This is a genomic window from Aliiroseovarius subalbicans (assembly GCF_022678625.1).
Taxonomy (GTDB): domain Bacteria; phylum Pseudomonadota; class Alphaproteobacteria; order Rhodobacterales; family Rhodobacteraceae; genus Aliiroseovarius_A; species Aliiroseovarius_A subalbicans.
This window is the reverse complement of sequence record NZ_JALBYQ010000004.1, coordinates 125507-141234: the sequence shown is the minus strand read 5'-3', so window position 1 is coordinate 141234 and position 15728 is coordinate 125507. Positions and strand designations below refer to the sequence as shown.

Sequence of the window (15728 nt, the reverse complement as noted above, 5' to 3'; positions counted from 1 at the left end):
TCAGCCAAAATTGCGCCCCGGATCAAGGTCGCATCAGCGCGGGATGAGGCGGCGCAAGGCCAAACAAAGATCAGTCAGACGCGCCGAGTTTCGACAACATACCGGTCGCCGCAGCTGACGGCGTCAGCTCTCCAAGTGCCACCTGCTGCCCCAGCGCATCCAGGGCCGCGCGCGTGTCTGCCCGGTCCAGCACCGCCAGCAGCCCCTGGCGCACGTCTTCCTCGAACCAGTGGCGCGCTTGTTCGGCGCGGCGGCGGGGCCAATGCCCCTGCGCCTTGCGCCATTCGGCAAGCGTCGTCATCTCGTCCCAAGCGGCCTCCAACCCGTCGTGGGTCACCGCCGACACCATCAGCGCCTTGGGAAATCCCTCTGGGTCCTGCACCCGTTTGCGCAGCAGGCGCAGCGCACCGGAATAATCCGCACAGGTCCGCGTGGCGGTCGGTTTCAGCTCTCCATCCGCCTTGTTCACAAGGATCAGGTCGGCAATCTCCATGATGCCACGCTTCACACCCTGGAGCTCATCCCCACCCGCAGGGGCCAGCAGCAGAAGGAACAGGTCGGACATTTCTGCCACCATCGTTTCCGACTGGCCCACGCCCACCGTTTCGATCAGCACCACGTCAAATCCGGCCGCTTCGCACAGGGCCACAGCCTCGCGGGTGCGGCGTGCGACACCGCCCAGTTGCGATTGCGAGGGCGACGGGCGGATGAAGGCGTTGGGATCGCGCGACAGCCGTTCCATGCGCGTTTTGTCGCCCAGGATCGACCCGCCCGACCGCGCCGAGGACGGGTCCACCGCCAGCACCGCCACCTTCATCCCCTGTCCGGTCAGGTGCAGGCCGAAGGCCTCGATGAAGGTGGATTTGCCCACGCCCGGCGTGCCGGACAGGCCAATACGCAGCGCCTCGCGCCCCGCGCCCTTCACGGCCTCCAAAAGCGCGGTGGCCTGCGCGCGGTGATCCGCCCGGCCACTTTCGACCAGGGTGATGGCCCGCGCAAGCGCCCGGCGCTCTCCGGCAATGATGCGTTGTGACAGGTCCTGAATGTCCATGTTTCCCCCGCTTTTGCCGTTTACTTGCCCGCACGGCAGCGTGATGTCCAGATGGAAGCGCGCGGAAGTCCGGACGCTCTGTCTTCGAGTGCACCTGAACCGATCCTGAATCGCTGGACCCGCCCCGCGTCCGGCCCCATAACGGGCGGATGAACTCCGGCCTGCCGATAGATGACGCAATCCCTCCGCTTCTGGACGCCCTGCGCGCCCAGGGTCGGGCGGTGCTGATGGCCCCGCCGGGCGCGGGCAAGACCACCGTTGTGCCGCTGGCGCTGCTTGATGCCGGGCTGATCCAGGGCCGCATCCTGATGCTGGAGCCACGCCGCCTTGCCGCCCGCGCCGCCGCCGAACGCATGGCTGAAACCATGGGCGAAACGGTCGGGCAAACCGTCGGCTACCGCATTCGCGGCGAGGCCAAAGTGGGCAAATCCACCCGGATCGAGGTTGTCACCGAAGGCATCCTGACCCGGATGCTGCAATCCGACCCCGCGCTTGAGGGCATCGGCGCGGTGATCTTCGACGAATTTCACGAACGTTCCCTGAATGCCGATCTGGGCCTGGCCCTGACTTGGGAGGCGCGCGGCGCCCTGCGCGACGATTTGATGCTGCTGGTCATGTCGGCAACGCTCGACGCCCAGCCAGTCGCGCGGTTGCTGGACGACGCGCCGGTGGTCATTTCCGAAGGCCGGGCCTTTCCGGTAGGCACGCGCTGGCTGGAGCGGCCCATCGACAAGCGGACCCGGTTCGAGACCGCCGTGACCGACCTGGTGACCCGCGCGGTGTCCGAAACCGGGGGCGGCGTGCTGGTCTTTCTGCCCGGCGAGGGCGAAATCCGCCGGGTGGCTGCCGCCTTGCGTCTGCCGCCCGACTGTCAGATCCGCCCGCTTTACGGCGCGATGCCGTTCAAGGACCAGCGCGCGGCGATCCAGCCCGCCACCTCTGGCCGCAAAATCGTGCTGGCCACCGCGATCGCGGAAACCTCGTTGACCATTCAGGACGTGCGCGTGGTGGTCGATGCGGGCCGGGCGCGCCGCGCGCGGTTCGATCCTGGGTCGGGCATGTCGCGGCTGGTCACGGAACGCGTGTCCAAGGCCGAGGCCGAACAGCGCCGGGGCCGTGCGGGCCGTGTGGCCGAAGGCACCTGCTACCGACTTTGGACCAAGGGCGAAGAGGGTGGCTTGCCGCCCTTCCCCCCGGCCGAGATCGAAGCCGCCGACCTGACCGGTCTTGGGCTGGAGCTGGCGCTTTGGGGCTCGGCGGACGGGGCGGATCTTGCGTTTCTGACCCCGCCCAATCCGGGCGTGTTGGGCGAGGCGCAGGCGCTGTTGACGCAGCTGGGGGCATTGGATCAGGGGCGGATCACTGATCATGGCCGGGCGCTCGCGCGCCTGCCGCTGCATCCCCGGCTGGGGCATATGCTGGCCATTGCGGGCGCCCCCGCCGCGCCACTGGCGGCCCTTCTGGCCGAGCGTGACCCGCTGCCGTTCTCGGCCCCGGTTGACCTGTCGCTCAGGCTCGAAGCGCTGGCGGACCCCCGTGCCTTTGCCGCCCGCCGCCCCTGGCAGACCAATCGCAGCGTGATCGAGCAGGTTCGCCATGAGGCCAAGCGTCTGGCGCGCATGGTCAAGACCGCCAGTGAGCTGACCCCGGCGCAAATGGCCGCGCTGGCCTATCCCGACCGCATCGGGCTGCGCCGCCCCGGAGATGAGCCGCGGTTCGTGCTGTCGGGCGGCAAGGGTGCACTGCTGGAGGCAGACGACACGCTGGCCGCCGCCCGCCTGATCGTAGTGACGGACACGGACGGCAACCCGCGCGAAGCAAGAATCCGTCAGGCAATCCAGATCACCGAGGCCGAGCTGCGCGCGGTGCATGGCGACCAAATCGCCTGGCACGACAGCTGCACCTGGTCGAAACGCGAGCGCCGCGTGGTGGCCCGGCGGCAGGAACGTCTGGGCGCCGTGGTTCTGGACGACAGGATGTGGAAGGACGCCCCCGCCGAGGCCGTGGCCCGCGCCATGCTGGACGGCGTGCGCGATCTGGGCCTGCGCCCCTCGGACGCCGCAAAGCGGTTCATCGCGCGCGCGGCCTTGGTCGATGACATGCCGGACCTGTCCGACGATCAGCTGATGGACACGCTGGAGGACTGGCTGCTGCCGCATCTGACCGGTGTGAAAACGGCCGAGGGTTGGAAGAAGTTCGACATCTTGCCGGCGTTGCGCGCCATTCTGGACTGGAACCAGATGCAGGCACTGGACAAGGCCGCGCCAGCTCATTTCACCACGCCGATGGATCGCAAAATTCCGATCGACTATTCCGGCGAAGCCCCGGAAATCCGGGTGCGTCTGCAAGAGATGTTCGGCGTCACCCGCCACCCGATGATGGGCCACACGCCTTTGCGCATCACGCTGCTGTCGCCCGGTCAGAAACCGGTGCAGACCACTGCCGACCTGCCTGCCTTCTGGGCCAGTTCATACGCCGATGTGCGCAAGGACATGCGCGGGCGATACCCAAAACATCCCTGGCCCGAAGACCCGTCCCAGGCTGATCCCACGCTGCGGGCAAAACCACGCAAAAAGTGACATTTCGGAGCTAAAAACCGCAATTTCGGGCGTTTTACTTGCAAATTCGTGTCATTACCCTATATCTGCCGCTCAACGAAAAAAAACAAAACAGGCGGTTTTTCAATGTCTACGCTTCTCAAGCAGGCCTGGTCCGAGGTCGTGCGCCCCTTGATCAAACGCCCCAACCGATTTCAGGTTGCGGCGCTATGTTATCGCGGCAAAGGTGACCGCAAAGAGGTGCTTTTGGTCACGTCGCGTGGCACTGGCCGCTGGATTCTGCCCAAGGGCTGGCCGATCGACGGAATGAATGCCGCCGAGGCCGCGATGCAGGACGCCTGGAAAGAAGCCGGCGTGACCGACGGAAAGCTGGCCAAAGAACCGCTGGGCGAATTCCAGTTCACCAAACAGATGAACGAAGGCGCCCCGGCGCGCTGCTCGGCCCAAGTCTATCCGATCAAGGTCAAGGCGATGGAGGATGACTTCCCCGAGGCCGAGGAACGCGAACTGAAATGGGTCGCGACGGAGGAAGCCGCCGAAATGGTCGACGAAAAAGACCTGCAGCAGCTTTTGCGCGATTTCTGATCCATCCTGAAAAACTGACAGGACCGGCAACAGGAGTGTTGCGAATCTAATCCGAATTTTGTAGCGCGGAATCGTGGACCCATAAGGGCCACGACCAGTTTGTCTTACCTGAGAACAGGGAAACGCGCGCATGACCGACAACAACAATTCGGGCCAGTGGAAAACACTGGACAAAGACCTCAATCGTATCAGCCAATTCGAGTACGCCTCGCAATATGTGGCCCGTCCGATGGTCGGCATGGGCGTCGCGCTCGCCTTCATCGTGATCGCCGCGCTGGCCTCGGCGGTTCTGTTCGGCCAGACGCCGATTTCCTTCGTGGTCGTCTCGGCGGCGGCCTTCGGCGCCTATATGGCGATCAACATTGGCGCCAACGATGTGGCCAACAACATGGGGCCGGCGGTGGGGGCAAATGCCCTGACCATGGGCGGCGCCATCGTCATCGCAGCGCTGTTTGAAACCGCGGGGGCGCTTTTGGCCGGGGGCGACGTGGTGTCGACCATCTCAAAAGGCATCATCGACCCGGCAGGGTTCGCCGAAACACGCGTGTTCATCTGGGCGATGATGGCCGCGCTGATTTCCTCGGCTTTGTGGGTGAACCTGGCCACCTGGGTTGGGGCGCCGGTCTCCACGACCCATTCTGTCGTAGGGGGCGTGATGGGCGCGGGTATTGCTGCGGCGGGCTTTGTCGCTGTGAACTGGCCGACAATGGGCAAGATCGCCGCCAGCTGGGTGATTTCCCCGGTGCTGGGCGGTCTCATCGCCGCTGGTTTCCTGGCTTTCATCAAAGCGCGCATTGTCTATCAAGAGGACAAGATCGCCGCGGCCAAACGCTGGGTGCCAGTGCTGATCGGCATCATGGCGGCGGCCTTCGGCGCCTATCTGTCGATCAAGGGGTTGAAGCGGATCGTCAAGATCGACCTGCCCACCGCGCTGTTCATCGGTGTGGTCATTGGGGCCATCGCCTATGCGGTTGCTGCACCGCTGGTTGCGCGCCAAGCCGAGGGACTTGAAAACCGCACCAAGTCGCTGAAAACCCTGTTTGCCATTCCGCTGATCTTCTCGGCTGCGCTTCTGTCCTTCGCCCACGGCGCCAATGACGTGGCGAACGCGGTGGGCCCGCTGGCGGCCATCGTCCACGCGGAACAATTCGGGGATTTCGCCGCGAAGGTGACGATCCCGATGTGGGTCATGGTGATCGGCGCTTTCGGCATCTCGTTCGGCCTGGTCCTGTTTGGCCCCAAGCTGATCCGAATGGTGGGCAGCCAGATCACCAAGTTGAACCCGATCCGCGCCTATTGCGTCGCGCTGTCGGCAGCCATCACGGTGATCGTGGCTTCCTGGCTGGGCCTGCCCGTCAGTTCGACCCATATCGCGGTGGGCGGCGTCTTCGGCGTCGGTTTCTACCGTGAATGGCACATGGAGAAACGTCAGCGCCTGTCCTCTGCCAACCGACCGGCGGAAAAACGTGTCGCCCCCGAGGAACGGCGGCGCCGCAAACTGGTGCGCCGCTCCCACTTCATGACGATCGTCGCCGCCTGGGTCATCACCGTCCCCGCCGCCGCGGTGATGTCAGCGGTGATCTTCTTCCTCCTCAACGCGATCGTCGGGTAGGCGCGCCCAACCAAGGCTGCGCCCCCTGCCGAGCGCAGCGAGGCCACCAGATACCATGGCGAGCGAAGCGAGCTTGCCGCGCCGCGCCCCCAAGCGGCGCAGCCGTGAAGGGGGCGGGGCGCAATCGCGCAGCGACTAGACGCCCAGGCACCAGCGCATGACGGCCTTCTGGGCGTGCAGGCGGTTCTCGGCCTCGTCGAAGATCACCGATTGCGGGCCGTCCATGACCGCATTGGTCACTTCCTCTTCCCGGTGCGCCGGCAGGCAATGCATGAACAAGGCATCATCCTTGGCCCCCGCCATCAGGTGGTCGTTCACCTGGTAGGGGCGTAGCTGATTGTGACGCCGCTCGCGGGTCGACTGCGCATCGTGCATCGACACCCAGGTGTCTGCCACGATCAGATCGGCACCCTCAACGGCCTTTGCCGCATCGCGTTCGATCTCGATCTTCGCCCCTTTTGCGCGGGCCTCTTCGATGAACACCGCTTCGGGATCCAGGTTCGGCGGCCCGGTAAAGGTCAGGTCAAAGCCGAACTGCCCAGCCGCATGGATGAACGAGGCACAGACATTGTTGCCATCCCCGGTCCACACGACCTTTTTCCCCGCGATCGGGCCGTTGTGCTCTTCATAGGTCAGGATGTCGGCCATGATCTGGCAGGGATGCGAGCGGTTCGTGAGCCCGTTGATCACCGGCACGTCAGCATATTCCGCAAGCTCCAAAAGCGCGCTTTCCTCGAACGTTCGGATCATGATCAGGTCGACATAGCGCGACAGGACCCGCGCCGTGTCCGCGATGCTTTCCCCATGTCCCAGCTGCATTTCCGATCCCGACAGCACAAGCGTTTCGCCGCCCATCTGGCGCACGCCGACATCGAACGACACCCGCGTGCGGGTCGAGGGTTTCTCAAAAATCAGCGCCACAATGTGGTCTTTCAGCGGCTGATCTGCGTCCTTGGTGCCCTTGGGCAGCCCCTTGCGCGCGTCCTTCATGACCCGCGCCTGGTCGATCATGCCACGCAGGTCGGCGGGGTCGGTCTTGTTGATGTCCAGAAAGTGGTTCATTTGCTGTTCTCCACCGCGCCTGCGGCTTTCTCAAGCCGGGACACGGCTTCGCTGATCTCGTCGTCGGAAATGGTCAGGGGCGGCAGCAGGCGCACGACATTGTCTGCGGCGGGCACCACCAACACCTTGGCGCCGTAACCCGCGTTGACCACGTCCATGTTCACCGCCTTGCACTTCAGGCCCAGCATCAGGCCCGATCCGCGCACGCTGTCGAACACGTCGGGGTGGCTGGCCACCAACCCCTCAAGCTTCTGACGCAAAAGCCCCGCCTTGCGGTTCACCTCACCCAGGAACGCCGGATCGCTGACGATCTCCATCACCTTCAGCCCCACGGCACAGGCCAGCGGGTTACCGCCATAGGTCGAGCCATGCGTGCCCGCGACCATGCCGCTGGCCGCGTGTTCCGTCGCCAAAACAGCCCCCAATGGAAAACCGCCTCCGATGCCTTTCGCGACCATCATGATGTCGGGCGTCACACCCGCCCATTCATGGGCAAACAGCTTGCCGGTCCGGCCCACGCCACATTGCACCTCGTCAAAGATCAACAGCAGCCCGTGTTCGTCGCACAGATCGCGCAGCCCCTTCAGGCACTGGTCCGGCACCGGGCGAATGCCGCCTTCGCCCTGCACCGGTTCGATGATGATCGCCGCCGTCTTGTCGGTGATCGCCGCCGCCACTGCATCGTGATCGGCAAAGGGCAGATGTTTGAACCCCGGCAGCAATGGCCCGAAGCCCTTGGTCAGCTTGTCGCCCCCCGCCGCCGCGATCCCGGCCGAGGACCGGCCGTGAAACGAGCCGTCAAAGGCGATGATCTCAACCTTTTCAGGTTGACCGGCCTCAAAGAAATGCTTGCGTGCCATTTTGACCGCCAGTTCAGCGGCCTCGGTGCCCGAATTGGTGAAAAACACCGTGTCGGCAAAGGTCGCCTCGACCAGAGCATCGGCCAGCGCCTGCTGGTTCGGGATCTCATACAGGTTCGAGGTATGCCACAGCTTGCCCGCCTGCGCGGTCAAAGCGTTCACCAGATCGGGGTTCGCATGACCCAGCGCGTTCACCGCGATGCCCGCGCCAAGGTCCAGATATCGGCGCCCGTCTGCCGTCATCAGCCAGCTGCCTTCGCCCGTCTCAAACGACAGGGGCGCGCGCGAATAGGTCGGCAAAACGGAGGGGATCATGGTTTTCTCCACGTAAAAGAAGCCTTTGGGTGCCGCATGGGCAGGCTCGTGTCAACAATTTCAGGGTGGATGCGCCAGATCGGCGCGGGATCAAACGGAAACGGACGTCAGACGAATTTGCGTCGGCGTCGGTCGGTCGTGATATGCAGGCGTTTGATCATGGGGCGCTGATAATCCGGCCCGCGCGCCCTGTCTACCCTTTTCATTCGCGCTGCAGCGGGCTAGCGCAAGGGGGATGGAGACGCGCCCCAACCCCACGGCCTCGGCAGGTTTCATGCTGTTGGCCGCCGCCCTGATCGCGGGCACCTCGCTGCTTGCCAAAATGGCCGGGCGCGATGTGTTGGGGGATGCGTTGCACCCGCTGCAGATCTCGCACGGGCGGTTTCTGTTCGCCTTTCTGGCGATCGGTACAACGGCGCTGATCCTGCGCCCCAGGATCGAGACGCCCAACCTCTCGGTCCATTTCGCCCGCAGCCTTGCAGGTTGGTCCGGTATTTCCCTGATGTTCGCCGCCGTGGCTTTCATCCCAATGGCGGACGCCACCGCGATTTCATTCCTGAACCCGGTCTTTGCCATGATCCTGGCGATCCCGCTGCTGGGCGAACGAGTCGGGCCATGGCGGTGGACCGCCGCAGGCATTGCCGTGATCGGTGCGATGATCCTGATCCGGCCCGGTGCGGGCACGTTTCAACCTGCGGCCCTTCTGGCGCTAAGCGCGGCCCTTGTCATGGGGTTCGAGATCACCCTGATAAAACTGCTCACCGGACGCGAACGTCCTTTGCAGATCCTTTTGATCAACAACGCGATCGGGCTTGCCATCGCCACCCTGGCGGTGCTTTTCGTCTGGGCCCCGCCCACCGCCGCGCAATGGGGCGCGCTGATCACGCTGGGGTTGATGATGGCGACCGCCCAGGCCTGCTTCATCCAGGCGATGAAACGCGCGGACGCAAGCTTTGCGGTGCCGTTCTCCTATGCCACGCTGATCTTCGTCGGGCTGTATGATTTCGCTGTTTTCGATGTGGTCCCGGCGGGCAGTAGCCTTGCCGGTGCGGCGATCATCATTGCGGGCGCGGCGCTGATGTTGTGGCGCGAAAGTCGCGCACGGCGCTAATGGCCTTGTATCCGGCGGCGGGGTGTCTAGAATAGGCCCCTGTTGAATGACCGGGCGCGCGCGCCCGCAGATGGGAAAAGACATGTCCTGGACCGACGAACGCGTTGAAATTCTGAAAAAGATGTGGGGGGAGGGGCAATCCGCCTCGGTCATCGCCAAGGAACTTGGTGGCGTCACCCGCAACGCCGTGATCGGCAAGGTGCACCGGCTTGGCCTGTCCAACCGCGCTGGCGGCGGCACCAAGGCCCCGGCCAAGGAAAAACCGGCCCCGAAAACGGCGGCAGCAGCAAAGCCAAAGCCCGCGCCGAAAAAGCCTGCCGAGCCCAAGAAGGTCGAGCCCGCGACACAAAGTGCGGCCCCGCCCAAGCAACCGGCGTCGGCCCGCAACAAGATCATCCCCGCAGGTCAGCCCCTGCCGCCGCAACCCTCGGCCAACGAGATCAGCCCCGAAGCGCTGGCCTCGGTGCGTGAAGTTGAAAAAGGTGCGAAGAAGCTGAACCTGATGGAACTGACCGAGCGCACCTGCAAATGGCCGATCGGCGACCCCGCCACGGAAGATTTCTGGTTCTGCGGCCTGCCCGTGCAACAGGGAAAACCCTATTGCGAGGCCCATGTGGGCGTGGCGTTCCAGCCCATGTCCTCGCGCCGCGACCGCAAACGGTAACCTTTAAGGTTTGATCCAAAGGTGCGCCTGCGGCGCGCTTAATTCCTCGAAAGCGGCCTTCGCCGCTCCCTCGGGATTGGCGCTTTCCTGTCGGCGGGGCACGTTCTATACCCCGCTGCATGACAACGAACCCGCCCAACCTCCGCCCCGACCTGGCCCCGAAGGCTCGGATCAGTGAACCCAGCCGCCCCGGCCAGCCGAAGATCGGCATGGTCAGCCTGGGCTGCCCCAAGGCGTTGGTTGATTCCGAGCGCATCCTGACCCGCCTACGCGCGGAAGGCTACGCGATCTCGCCTGACTATGCGGGCGCGGACGCCGTGGTGGTGAACACCTGCGGGTTCCTGGATTCTGCCAAGGCCGAAAGCCTTGAAGCCATCGGCGAAGCGTTGAACGAAAACGGTCGAGTCATCGTCACCGGCTGTCTGGGCGCCGAAGAGGATTACATCCGTGGAACGCACCCGTCCGTCCTGGCCGTCACCGGCCCGCATCAATACGAACAGGTGCTGGACGCCGTGCACGCCGCCGTGCCGCCGGACCCGGATCCGTTCGTGGACCTGCTGCCCGCAACCGGCGTGTCACTGACCCCGCGGCATTATTCCTATCTGAAGATTTCCGAAGGCTGCAATCACGCCTGCAAGTTCTGCATCATCCCGGACATGCGCGGCAAACTGGCATCTCGCCCCGCCCATGCGGTGATGCGCGAGGCGGAAAAGCTGGTCGAGGCCGGGGTGCAGGAGCTTCTGGTCATCAGTCAGGATACGTCAGCGTATGGTGTGGACATCCGCCATGCCGAAGACCGGGGCCACCGTGCCCATATCACTGACCTGGCCCGCGATCTGGGTTCCTTGGGCGCCTGGGTGCGGCTGCATTACGTCTACCCCTACCCCCACGTGCGCCAGCTGATCCCGCTGATGGCCGAGGGGCTGATCCTACCCTACCTGGACATCCCGTTCCAGCACGCGGCGACATCCGTACTAAAGCGTATGGCGCGTCCTGCCGCCGCCGCGAGAACGCTGGACGAAATCACCGCCTGGCGGCGCGATTGCCCGGGCATCACGCTGCGATCGACATTCATCGTCGGCTATCCCGGTGAAACGGAAGAAGAATTCCAGGTTCTGTTGGATTGGATGGACGAGGCGCAATTGGATCGCGTCGGCTGCTTTCAATACGAAAACGTCGCGGGCGCCCGGTCCAACGACCTGCCCGACCACGTGCCGGATGAGGTCAAACAGGACCGCTGGAACCGCTTCATGGAGAAAGCCCAGGCGATTTCCGAGGCGAAACTGGCGGCGAAGGTCGGCCAGGTTATGGACGTGATCATCGACGACATCGACGAAGACGGCATCGCCACCTGCCGCACCAAAGCGGACGCGCCGGAGATCGACGGAAACCTGTTCATTGATGAGGGCACCGAGGGACTGTCGGTCGGGGAGATCGTGTCGGTCGAGGTGGACGAGGCGGGGGAGTATGATTTGTGGGGGCGGTTGGTTTGAGAACCGCAGAAATTGACACAGATTTCACGCTGCCTGACGTCGAGGGTAGGATTCTTGGAGCAATCGACCAGCTTCAAAATACCAAGTTCGACAAGCAAAAATTTCGCCATCAGATTTTTGTAGGCCTGTCCGCCTCGCTCTTGGAGCGCTGTCACGCTGTGGTATTCCTTCTGAAAAATGGAAAGGGCTTTGACGCCAAAATTATTCTTCGGTCCGCATTGGAGCATCTAGTGGAATTGAGGAACCTTTGCGATTTCCCTGACTACCACTTACATTTACAGGCCAGTTTCTTAAGAGGCATACGAACGCAGCTGCGAGAGGCAACAAAAGGAAACCCGTTCTTTGCGCGGATTGCCAGCGAACTCCCAATCGAGGACGAAATTGCTTCCACTGACAAGAAGATGAAAGAGGTTGAAGAGATGGGTGGGAAAGCCCTTTCAATCACCGACAAGTTCAACCGGACTGGCATGACTCACGAGTATGAGAGTGTTTATCGCTCGCTCTCACTACAGGTACATCCTTCGTACTCTGGCATAATCGAACGGCACTTCGACATTGATCCCTCAACGGGAGATTTCACAGTTCGGGGTTTTCAAATGCCGCGTGACGATGGGATCGCAGTATTGACCGATACGACGGGCCAATTGGTTGACCACGTTGTAGAGCTATTGACGCGCTACGGTCCAGCACTCGAACCAGACTTCTAACTGACCATTATGATAGGGGGCAACCGCGCCCAGGAGGTGCAGCGCGCCACCCTCACTCCCGCACCAACCGCTCCAACGCCTTCCCCCCGGCCCACGTCCCGTGCAGCTCTCCGCTGTCCATGATCACATAGACCACCGGGTCTTTCTGGCCCCAGTCGATGGTGACCACGCGGTCTTCACGCACGCCTTGGCCGGCGTAGGTGGAATTGCCCACTTGCCAGGCAAACGCCACTTGCCCCGTGTCGGATTGCTCGATCCGGACCCGGCCTTTGTAGGTCGAGCCGTTCGGGTTCATGCCGAAGGCGGTGTAGGTGCCGGTGATGTCGGCGGGGAAGACCTGCGCGGTGGCGGTCGCGGCAAAGGCGAAGGTGGCGGCAAGAAACGAGCGTCGGAACATGGGGGGCCTCCTTTTCGGGTTGATCCACCCTAGGCCCCGCCCCCCGGTTCCGTCAAATCAGCGCGCCGCTTTTTCCTGCAGCGACCGCACCCCGACCTTGCCGGTTTCGCGCGACTTCATCGCGAAGGCGGCGGCGTGGGCAGCGGCCAACGTGGTGAAATACGGGATCTTGTCCATCAGGGCCACGTTGCGCATCGAGCGGCTGTCGTTCACCGCTTGCGCACCTTCGGTCGTGTTCATGACCAACGCAACCTCGCCATCCTTCATGATGTCGACGATGGTGCGCCCGCCTTCATAGGCCTTGTGCACAATCTCGCTGTCGATCCCGTTTTCGGTCAGGAAAGCCGCGGTGCCGCGAGTGGCGAGGATGGTAAAGCCAAGCTCTTTCAACGCCTTGGCGGTGTCCGTCAGCATCGGCGTCTTGTCGTCGTCCTTGATCGACAGGAACACGGTGCCACCATGCGGAAGCTCAACCCCTGCGCCCATCAGCGCCTTGAGGAAGGCGCGATGGAAGTCGCTGTCGGACCCCATGACCTCGCCGGTCGAGCGCATTTCCGGGCCCAGGATCGTGTCGACACCGGGGAAGCGGGCGAAGGGCAGAACCGCCTCTTTCACCGCGAAACCATCGATGTTCGGGTCGACCAGGTCGAAGTTCGACAAGGGCTCACCGGCCATCACGCGGGCGGCGATGGTGGCGATCGGGCTGTTCACGGCCTTGGCAACAAACGGCACCGTACGGGAGGCGCGCGGGTTCACCTCGATGAGGTAGATCTCGCCGTCCTTGACCGCGAATTGCACGTTCATCAGGCCGACAACGTTCAGCGCCAGCGCCAGCGCGTTGGTCTGGCGCTTGATCTCGTCGATGATGTCTTGCGGCAGGGAATAGGGCGGCAGGGAACAGGCGCTGTCGCCGGAATGCACGCCGGCCTCTTCGATGTGCTGCATGATGCCGGCGATATGCACCGCCTTGCCGTCACACAGCGCGTCCACGTCCAGTTCGACCGCGCCGGACAGGTAGCTGTCAAGCAGCACCGGGCTGTCGCCGGACACCACCACGGCTTCGGCGATGTAGCGTTCCAACTGCGCCATGTCGCGCACGATTTCCATCGCGCGACCACCCAGGACGTAGGACGGGCGGATCACCAGCGGAAAGCCGATTTCCCCTGCAATATCAAGCGCCTGAGCGTCGGTCGAGGCGATGCCGTTCTTCGGCTGCTTGAGCTTCAGGTCGTTGACCAGCGCCTGGAACCGCTCACGGTCCTCGGCCAGGTCGATCGCATCCGGCGTGGTGCCAAGGATCGGGATGCCCTCCTCCTCAAGCGCATTGGCCAGCTTCAGCGGCGTCTGCCCGCCGAACTGCACGATCACGCCGTGCAGGCTGCCGTTTTCCTGCTCAACCCGCAGGATTTCCATCACGTGTTCAAAGGTCAGCGGCTCGAAATACAGCCGGTCCGAGGTGTCATAGTCTGTCGACACCGTTTCCGGGTTGCAGTTGACCATGATGGTTTCATATCCCGCGTCGGTCAGCGCGAAACAGGCATGGCAGCAGCAATAATCGAACTCGATCCCCTGACCGATCCGGTTCGGGCCACCGCCCAGGATCACGACCTTTTTGCGGTCCGACGGGCGGGCTTCGCACTCGACCTCACCCATCATCGGGGCCTCATAGGTCGAATACATGTAAGGCGTCTGTGCTTCGAATTCGGCGGCGCAGGTGTCGATGCGTTTGAACACGGCTTTGACGCCAACGTTCAGGCGGGCGCGGCGCACATCGGTTTCGGATTGACCAGTAAGGATGGCCAGACGGGCGTCGGAGAAGCCCAGCATCTTGAGCTTGCGCATCCCGGCTTCGTCCTGGGGCAGGCCGTTCGCGCGCACGACCTCTTCGGCCTCGACGATCTCGCGAATGCGGGCCAGGAACCAGGGGTCGAAGGACGTGATCGCGTGGATGTCTTCATCCGACATGCCGTGGCGCATGGCTTGCGCGATGGTGCGCATCCGGTCCGGGGTCTGCTTGGAAATCGCCATCGAAATCGCCGCCACTTCCGGCGCACCTTCGATCTCGACCTCGTCGAACCCGGTCAGGCCCGATTCCATCGAGGCCAGCGCCTTTTGCAGGCTTTCGTGGATCGTGCGGCCGATCGACATCGCCTCGCCCACCGATTTCATCGCGGTGGTCAGGTAGGGTTCGGAGCCCGGGAATTTTTCGAACGCGAATTTCGGGATTTTGGTGACGACATAGTCGATGGTGGGTTCGAACGACGCGGGCGTCACCTTGGTGATGTCGTTGTCCAATTCGTCCAGCGTATAGCCAACGGCCAGTTTCGCGGCGATCTTGGCGATCGGGAAACCGGTGGCTTTCGATGCCAGCGCCGAGGACCGCGACACGCGCGGGTTCATCTCGATCACGACCATACGGCCGTCCGCCGGGTTCACCGCCCATTGCACGTTCGACCCGCCGGTTTCCACACCAATTTCGCGCAGCACATTGATCGAATGCGTGCGCATCAGCTGGTATTCTTTGTCGGTCAGGGTCAGCGCGGGGGCCACGGTGATTGAATCACCGGTATGCACGCCCATCGGATCGACGTTTTCGATGGCACAAACGATGATGGCGTTGTCGGCGGTGTCGCGCACCACCTCCATCTCGTATTCCTTCCAGCCCAGCAGGCTTTCGTCGATCAGAATCTGGTTCACGGGGCTGGCATCCAGGCCCGAGCGGCAGAAATGTTCATATTCTTCGCGGTTATAGGCCACGCCACCGCCGGTGCCACCCAGGGTGAAGGCGGGGCGAATGATGGCAGGCAGGCCGACATAATCAATCGCGGCCAGGCATTCATCCATCGTGTTGGCGATGGTGGCCTTGGGGTTTTCGATGCCCAGCCGGTCCATCGCTTCGCGAAACAGCTTGCGGTCTTCGGCCATTTCGATCGCGTCACGCTTGGCGCCGATCAGTTCGACGTTGTGTTTTTCCAGAACCCCCAGATCGTCCAGTTCCAGCGCCGTGTTCAACCCGGTCTGGCCACCCATCGTGGGCAGCAGCGCATCCGGTTTTTCGATCTCGATGATCTTGGTGACCATCTCGGCGGTGATCGGTTCGATATAAGTCGCATCCGCCAGGCCGGGATCGGTCATGATCGTCGCGGGGTTCGAGTTCACCAGGATGACGCGGTAGCCTTCCTCGCGCAAAGCCTTGCAGGCCTGGGCACCGGAATAGTCGAACTCACACGCCTGCCCGATGACAATGGGCCCCGCCCCGATGATCATGATGGAGTTGATATCGGTTCTTTTCGGCATAGTTTCATCCCCGCAG

Annotated in this window: 12 protein-coding genes; 7 read left to right on the top strand and 5 right to left on the bottom strand. The window is 63.3% G+C overall.

Annotation, left to right across the window (positions count from 1 at the left end):
• Positions 1–70 precede the first annotated feature (70 nt).
• Positions 71–1051 carry a methylmalonyl Co-A mutase-associated GTPase MeaB gene (gene meaB, locus MN188_RS13415; RefSeq protein WP_242109674.1) on the bottom strand — a complete coding sequence of 327 codons (981 nt, stop codon included), beginning with the start codon at positions 1049–1051 and terminating at the stop codon, positions 71–73.
• A 149-nt stretch (positions 1052–1200) separates the two neighbouring features.
• On the opposite strand from meaB, the gene hrpB reads away from it, so the two are divergent.
• The 3 genes from hrpB (at position 1201) to MN188_RS13400 (ending at position 5806) form a co-directional block, all read left to right on the top strand.
• Positions 1201–3630, top strand: a complete 2430-nt coding sequence (gene hrpB / locus MN188_RS13410) for an ATP-dependent helicase HrpB (RefSeq protein WP_242109672.1) — start codon at positions 1201–1203, stop codon at positions 3628–3630.
• A 105-nt stretch (positions 3631–3735) separates the two neighbouring features.
• Positions 3736–4194 carry an NUDIX hydrolase gene (locus tag MN188_RS13405; protein WP_242109670.1) on the top strand — a complete coding sequence of 153 codons (459 nt, stop codon included), beginning with the start codon at positions 3736–3738 and terminating at the stop codon, positions 4192–4194.
• Positions 4195–4324: 130 nt separating this feature from the next.
• On the top strand, positions 4325–5806 hold the full coding sequence (locus MN188_RS13400) for an inorganic phosphate transporter (protein ID WP_242109669.1): 1482 nt from the start codon (positions 4325–4327) through the stop codon (positions 5804–5806).
• A gap of 135 nt (positions 5807–5941) precedes the next feature.
• On the opposite strand, the gene argF is transcribed toward MN188_RS13400, so the two are convergent.
• Together argF and MN188_RS13390 are read right to left on the bottom strand one after the other, a co-directional pair.
• Positions 5942–6868, bottom strand: coding sequence for an ornithine carbamoyltransferase (gene argF, locus MN188_RS13395; protein ID WP_242109667.1), 927 nt, complete (start codon positions 6866–6868; stop codon positions 5942–5944).
• Positions 6865–8043, bottom strand: coding sequence for an aspartate aminotransferase family protein (locus MN188_RS13390; RefSeq protein WP_242109665.1), 1179 nt, complete (start codon positions 8041–8043; stop codon positions 6865–6867). The genes argF and MN188_RS13390 overlap by 4 nt, the downstream gene beginning before the upstream one ends.
• 235 nt (positions 8044–8278) lie before the next feature.
• Here MN188_RS13390 and MN188_RS13385 point away from each other — a divergent pair, with 235 nt between their 5' ends.
• From MN188_RS13385 to MN188_RS13370, 4 genes are all read left to right on the top strand, one after another.
• A complete protein-coding gene (locus tag MN188_RS13385; protein WP_242109663.1) occupies positions 8279–9154 on the top strand; it encodes a DMT family transporter in 876 nt (291 codons plus the stop codon).
• An 82-nt stretch (positions 9155–9236) separates the two neighbouring features.
• Positions 9237–9818 (top strand): GcrA family cell cycle regulator, encoded by a 582-nt coding sequence (locus MN188_RS13380; protein WP_242109661.1) that lies wholly within the window; start codon positions 9237–9239, stop codon positions 9816–9818.
• 119 nt (positions 9819–9937) lie between these two features.
• Positions 9938–11311, top strand: coding sequence for a 30S ribosomal protein S12 methylthiotransferase RimO (gene rimO, locus MN188_RS13375; protein WP_242109660.1), 1374 nt, complete (start codon positions 9938–9940; stop codon positions 11309–11311).
• Positions 11308–12018: a DUF5677 domain-containing protein gene (locus MN188_RS13370; RefSeq protein WP_242109658.1), complete on the top strand. Its 711-nt coding sequence runs from the start codon at positions 11308–11310 to the stop codon at positions 12016–12018. The genes rimO and MN188_RS13370 overlap by 4 nt, the downstream gene beginning before the upstream one ends.
• 52 nt (positions 12019–12070) lie before the next feature.
• Here MN188_RS13370 and lfb1 read toward each other — a convergent pair whose 3' ends face one another.
• Together lfb1 and carB are read right to left on the bottom strand one after the other, a co-directional pair.
• The gene (gene lfb1 / locus MN188_RS13365) at positions 12071–12415 is read right to left on the bottom strand and encodes an LIC10280 family protein (RefSeq protein WP_242109656.1); all 345 of its coding nucleotides are present in this window, start codon (positions 12413–12415) and stop codon (positions 12071–12073) included.
• Positions 12416–12472: 57 nt separating this feature from the next.
• Positions 12473–15712 carry a carbamoyl-phosphate synthase large subunit gene (gene carB, locus MN188_RS13360; RefSeq protein ID WP_242109654.1) on the bottom strand — a complete coding sequence of 1080 codons (3240 nt, stop codon included), beginning with the start codon at positions 15710–15712 and terminating at the stop codon, positions 12473–12475.
• Between the last annotated feature and the right edge of the window lie 16 nt (positions 15713–15728).

Coding starts and splice junctions, on each gene's coding strand:
- MN188_RS13385 (WP_242109663.1), top strand. CDS start 8,279: ATGGAGACGCGCCCCAACCCCACGGCCTCGGCAGGTTTCATGCTGTTG.
- hrpB (WP_242109672.1), top strand. CDS start 1,201: ATGAACTCCGGCCTGCCGATAGATGACGCAATCCCTCCGCTTCTGGAC.
- argF (WP_242109667.1), bottom strand. CDS start 6,868: ATGAACCACTTTCTGGACATCAACAAGACCGACCCCGCCGACCTGCGT.
- MN188_RS13405 (WP_242109670.1), top strand. CDS start 3,736: ATGTCTACGCTTCTCAAGCAGGCCTGGTCCGAGGTCGTGCGCCCCTTG.
- lfb1 (WP_242109656.1), bottom strand. CDS start 12,415: ATGTTCCGACGCTCGTTTCTTGCCGCCACCTTCGCCTTTGCCGCGACC.
- carB (WP_242109654.1), bottom strand. CDS start 15,712: ATGCCGAAAAGAACCGATATCAACTCCATCATGATCATCGGGGCGGGG.
- MN188_RS13400 (WP_242109669.1), top strand. CDS start 4,325: ATGACCGACAACAACAATTCGGGCCAGTGGAAAACACTGGACAAAGAC.
- MN188_RS13390 (WP_242109665.1), bottom strand. CDS start 8,043: ATGATCCCCTCCGTTTTGCCGACCTATTCGCGCGCGCCCCTGTCGTTT.
- MN188_RS13380 (WP_242109661.1), top strand. CDS start 9,237: ATGTCCTGGACCGACGAACGCGTTGAAATTCTGAAAAAGATGTGGGGG.
- rimO (WP_242109660.1), top strand. CDS start 9,938: ATGACAACGAACCCGCCCAACCTCCGCCCCGACCTGGCCCCGAAGGCT.
- meaB (WP_242109674.1), bottom strand. CDS start 1,051: ATGGACATTCAGGACCTGTCACAACGCATCATTGCCGGAGAGCGCCGG.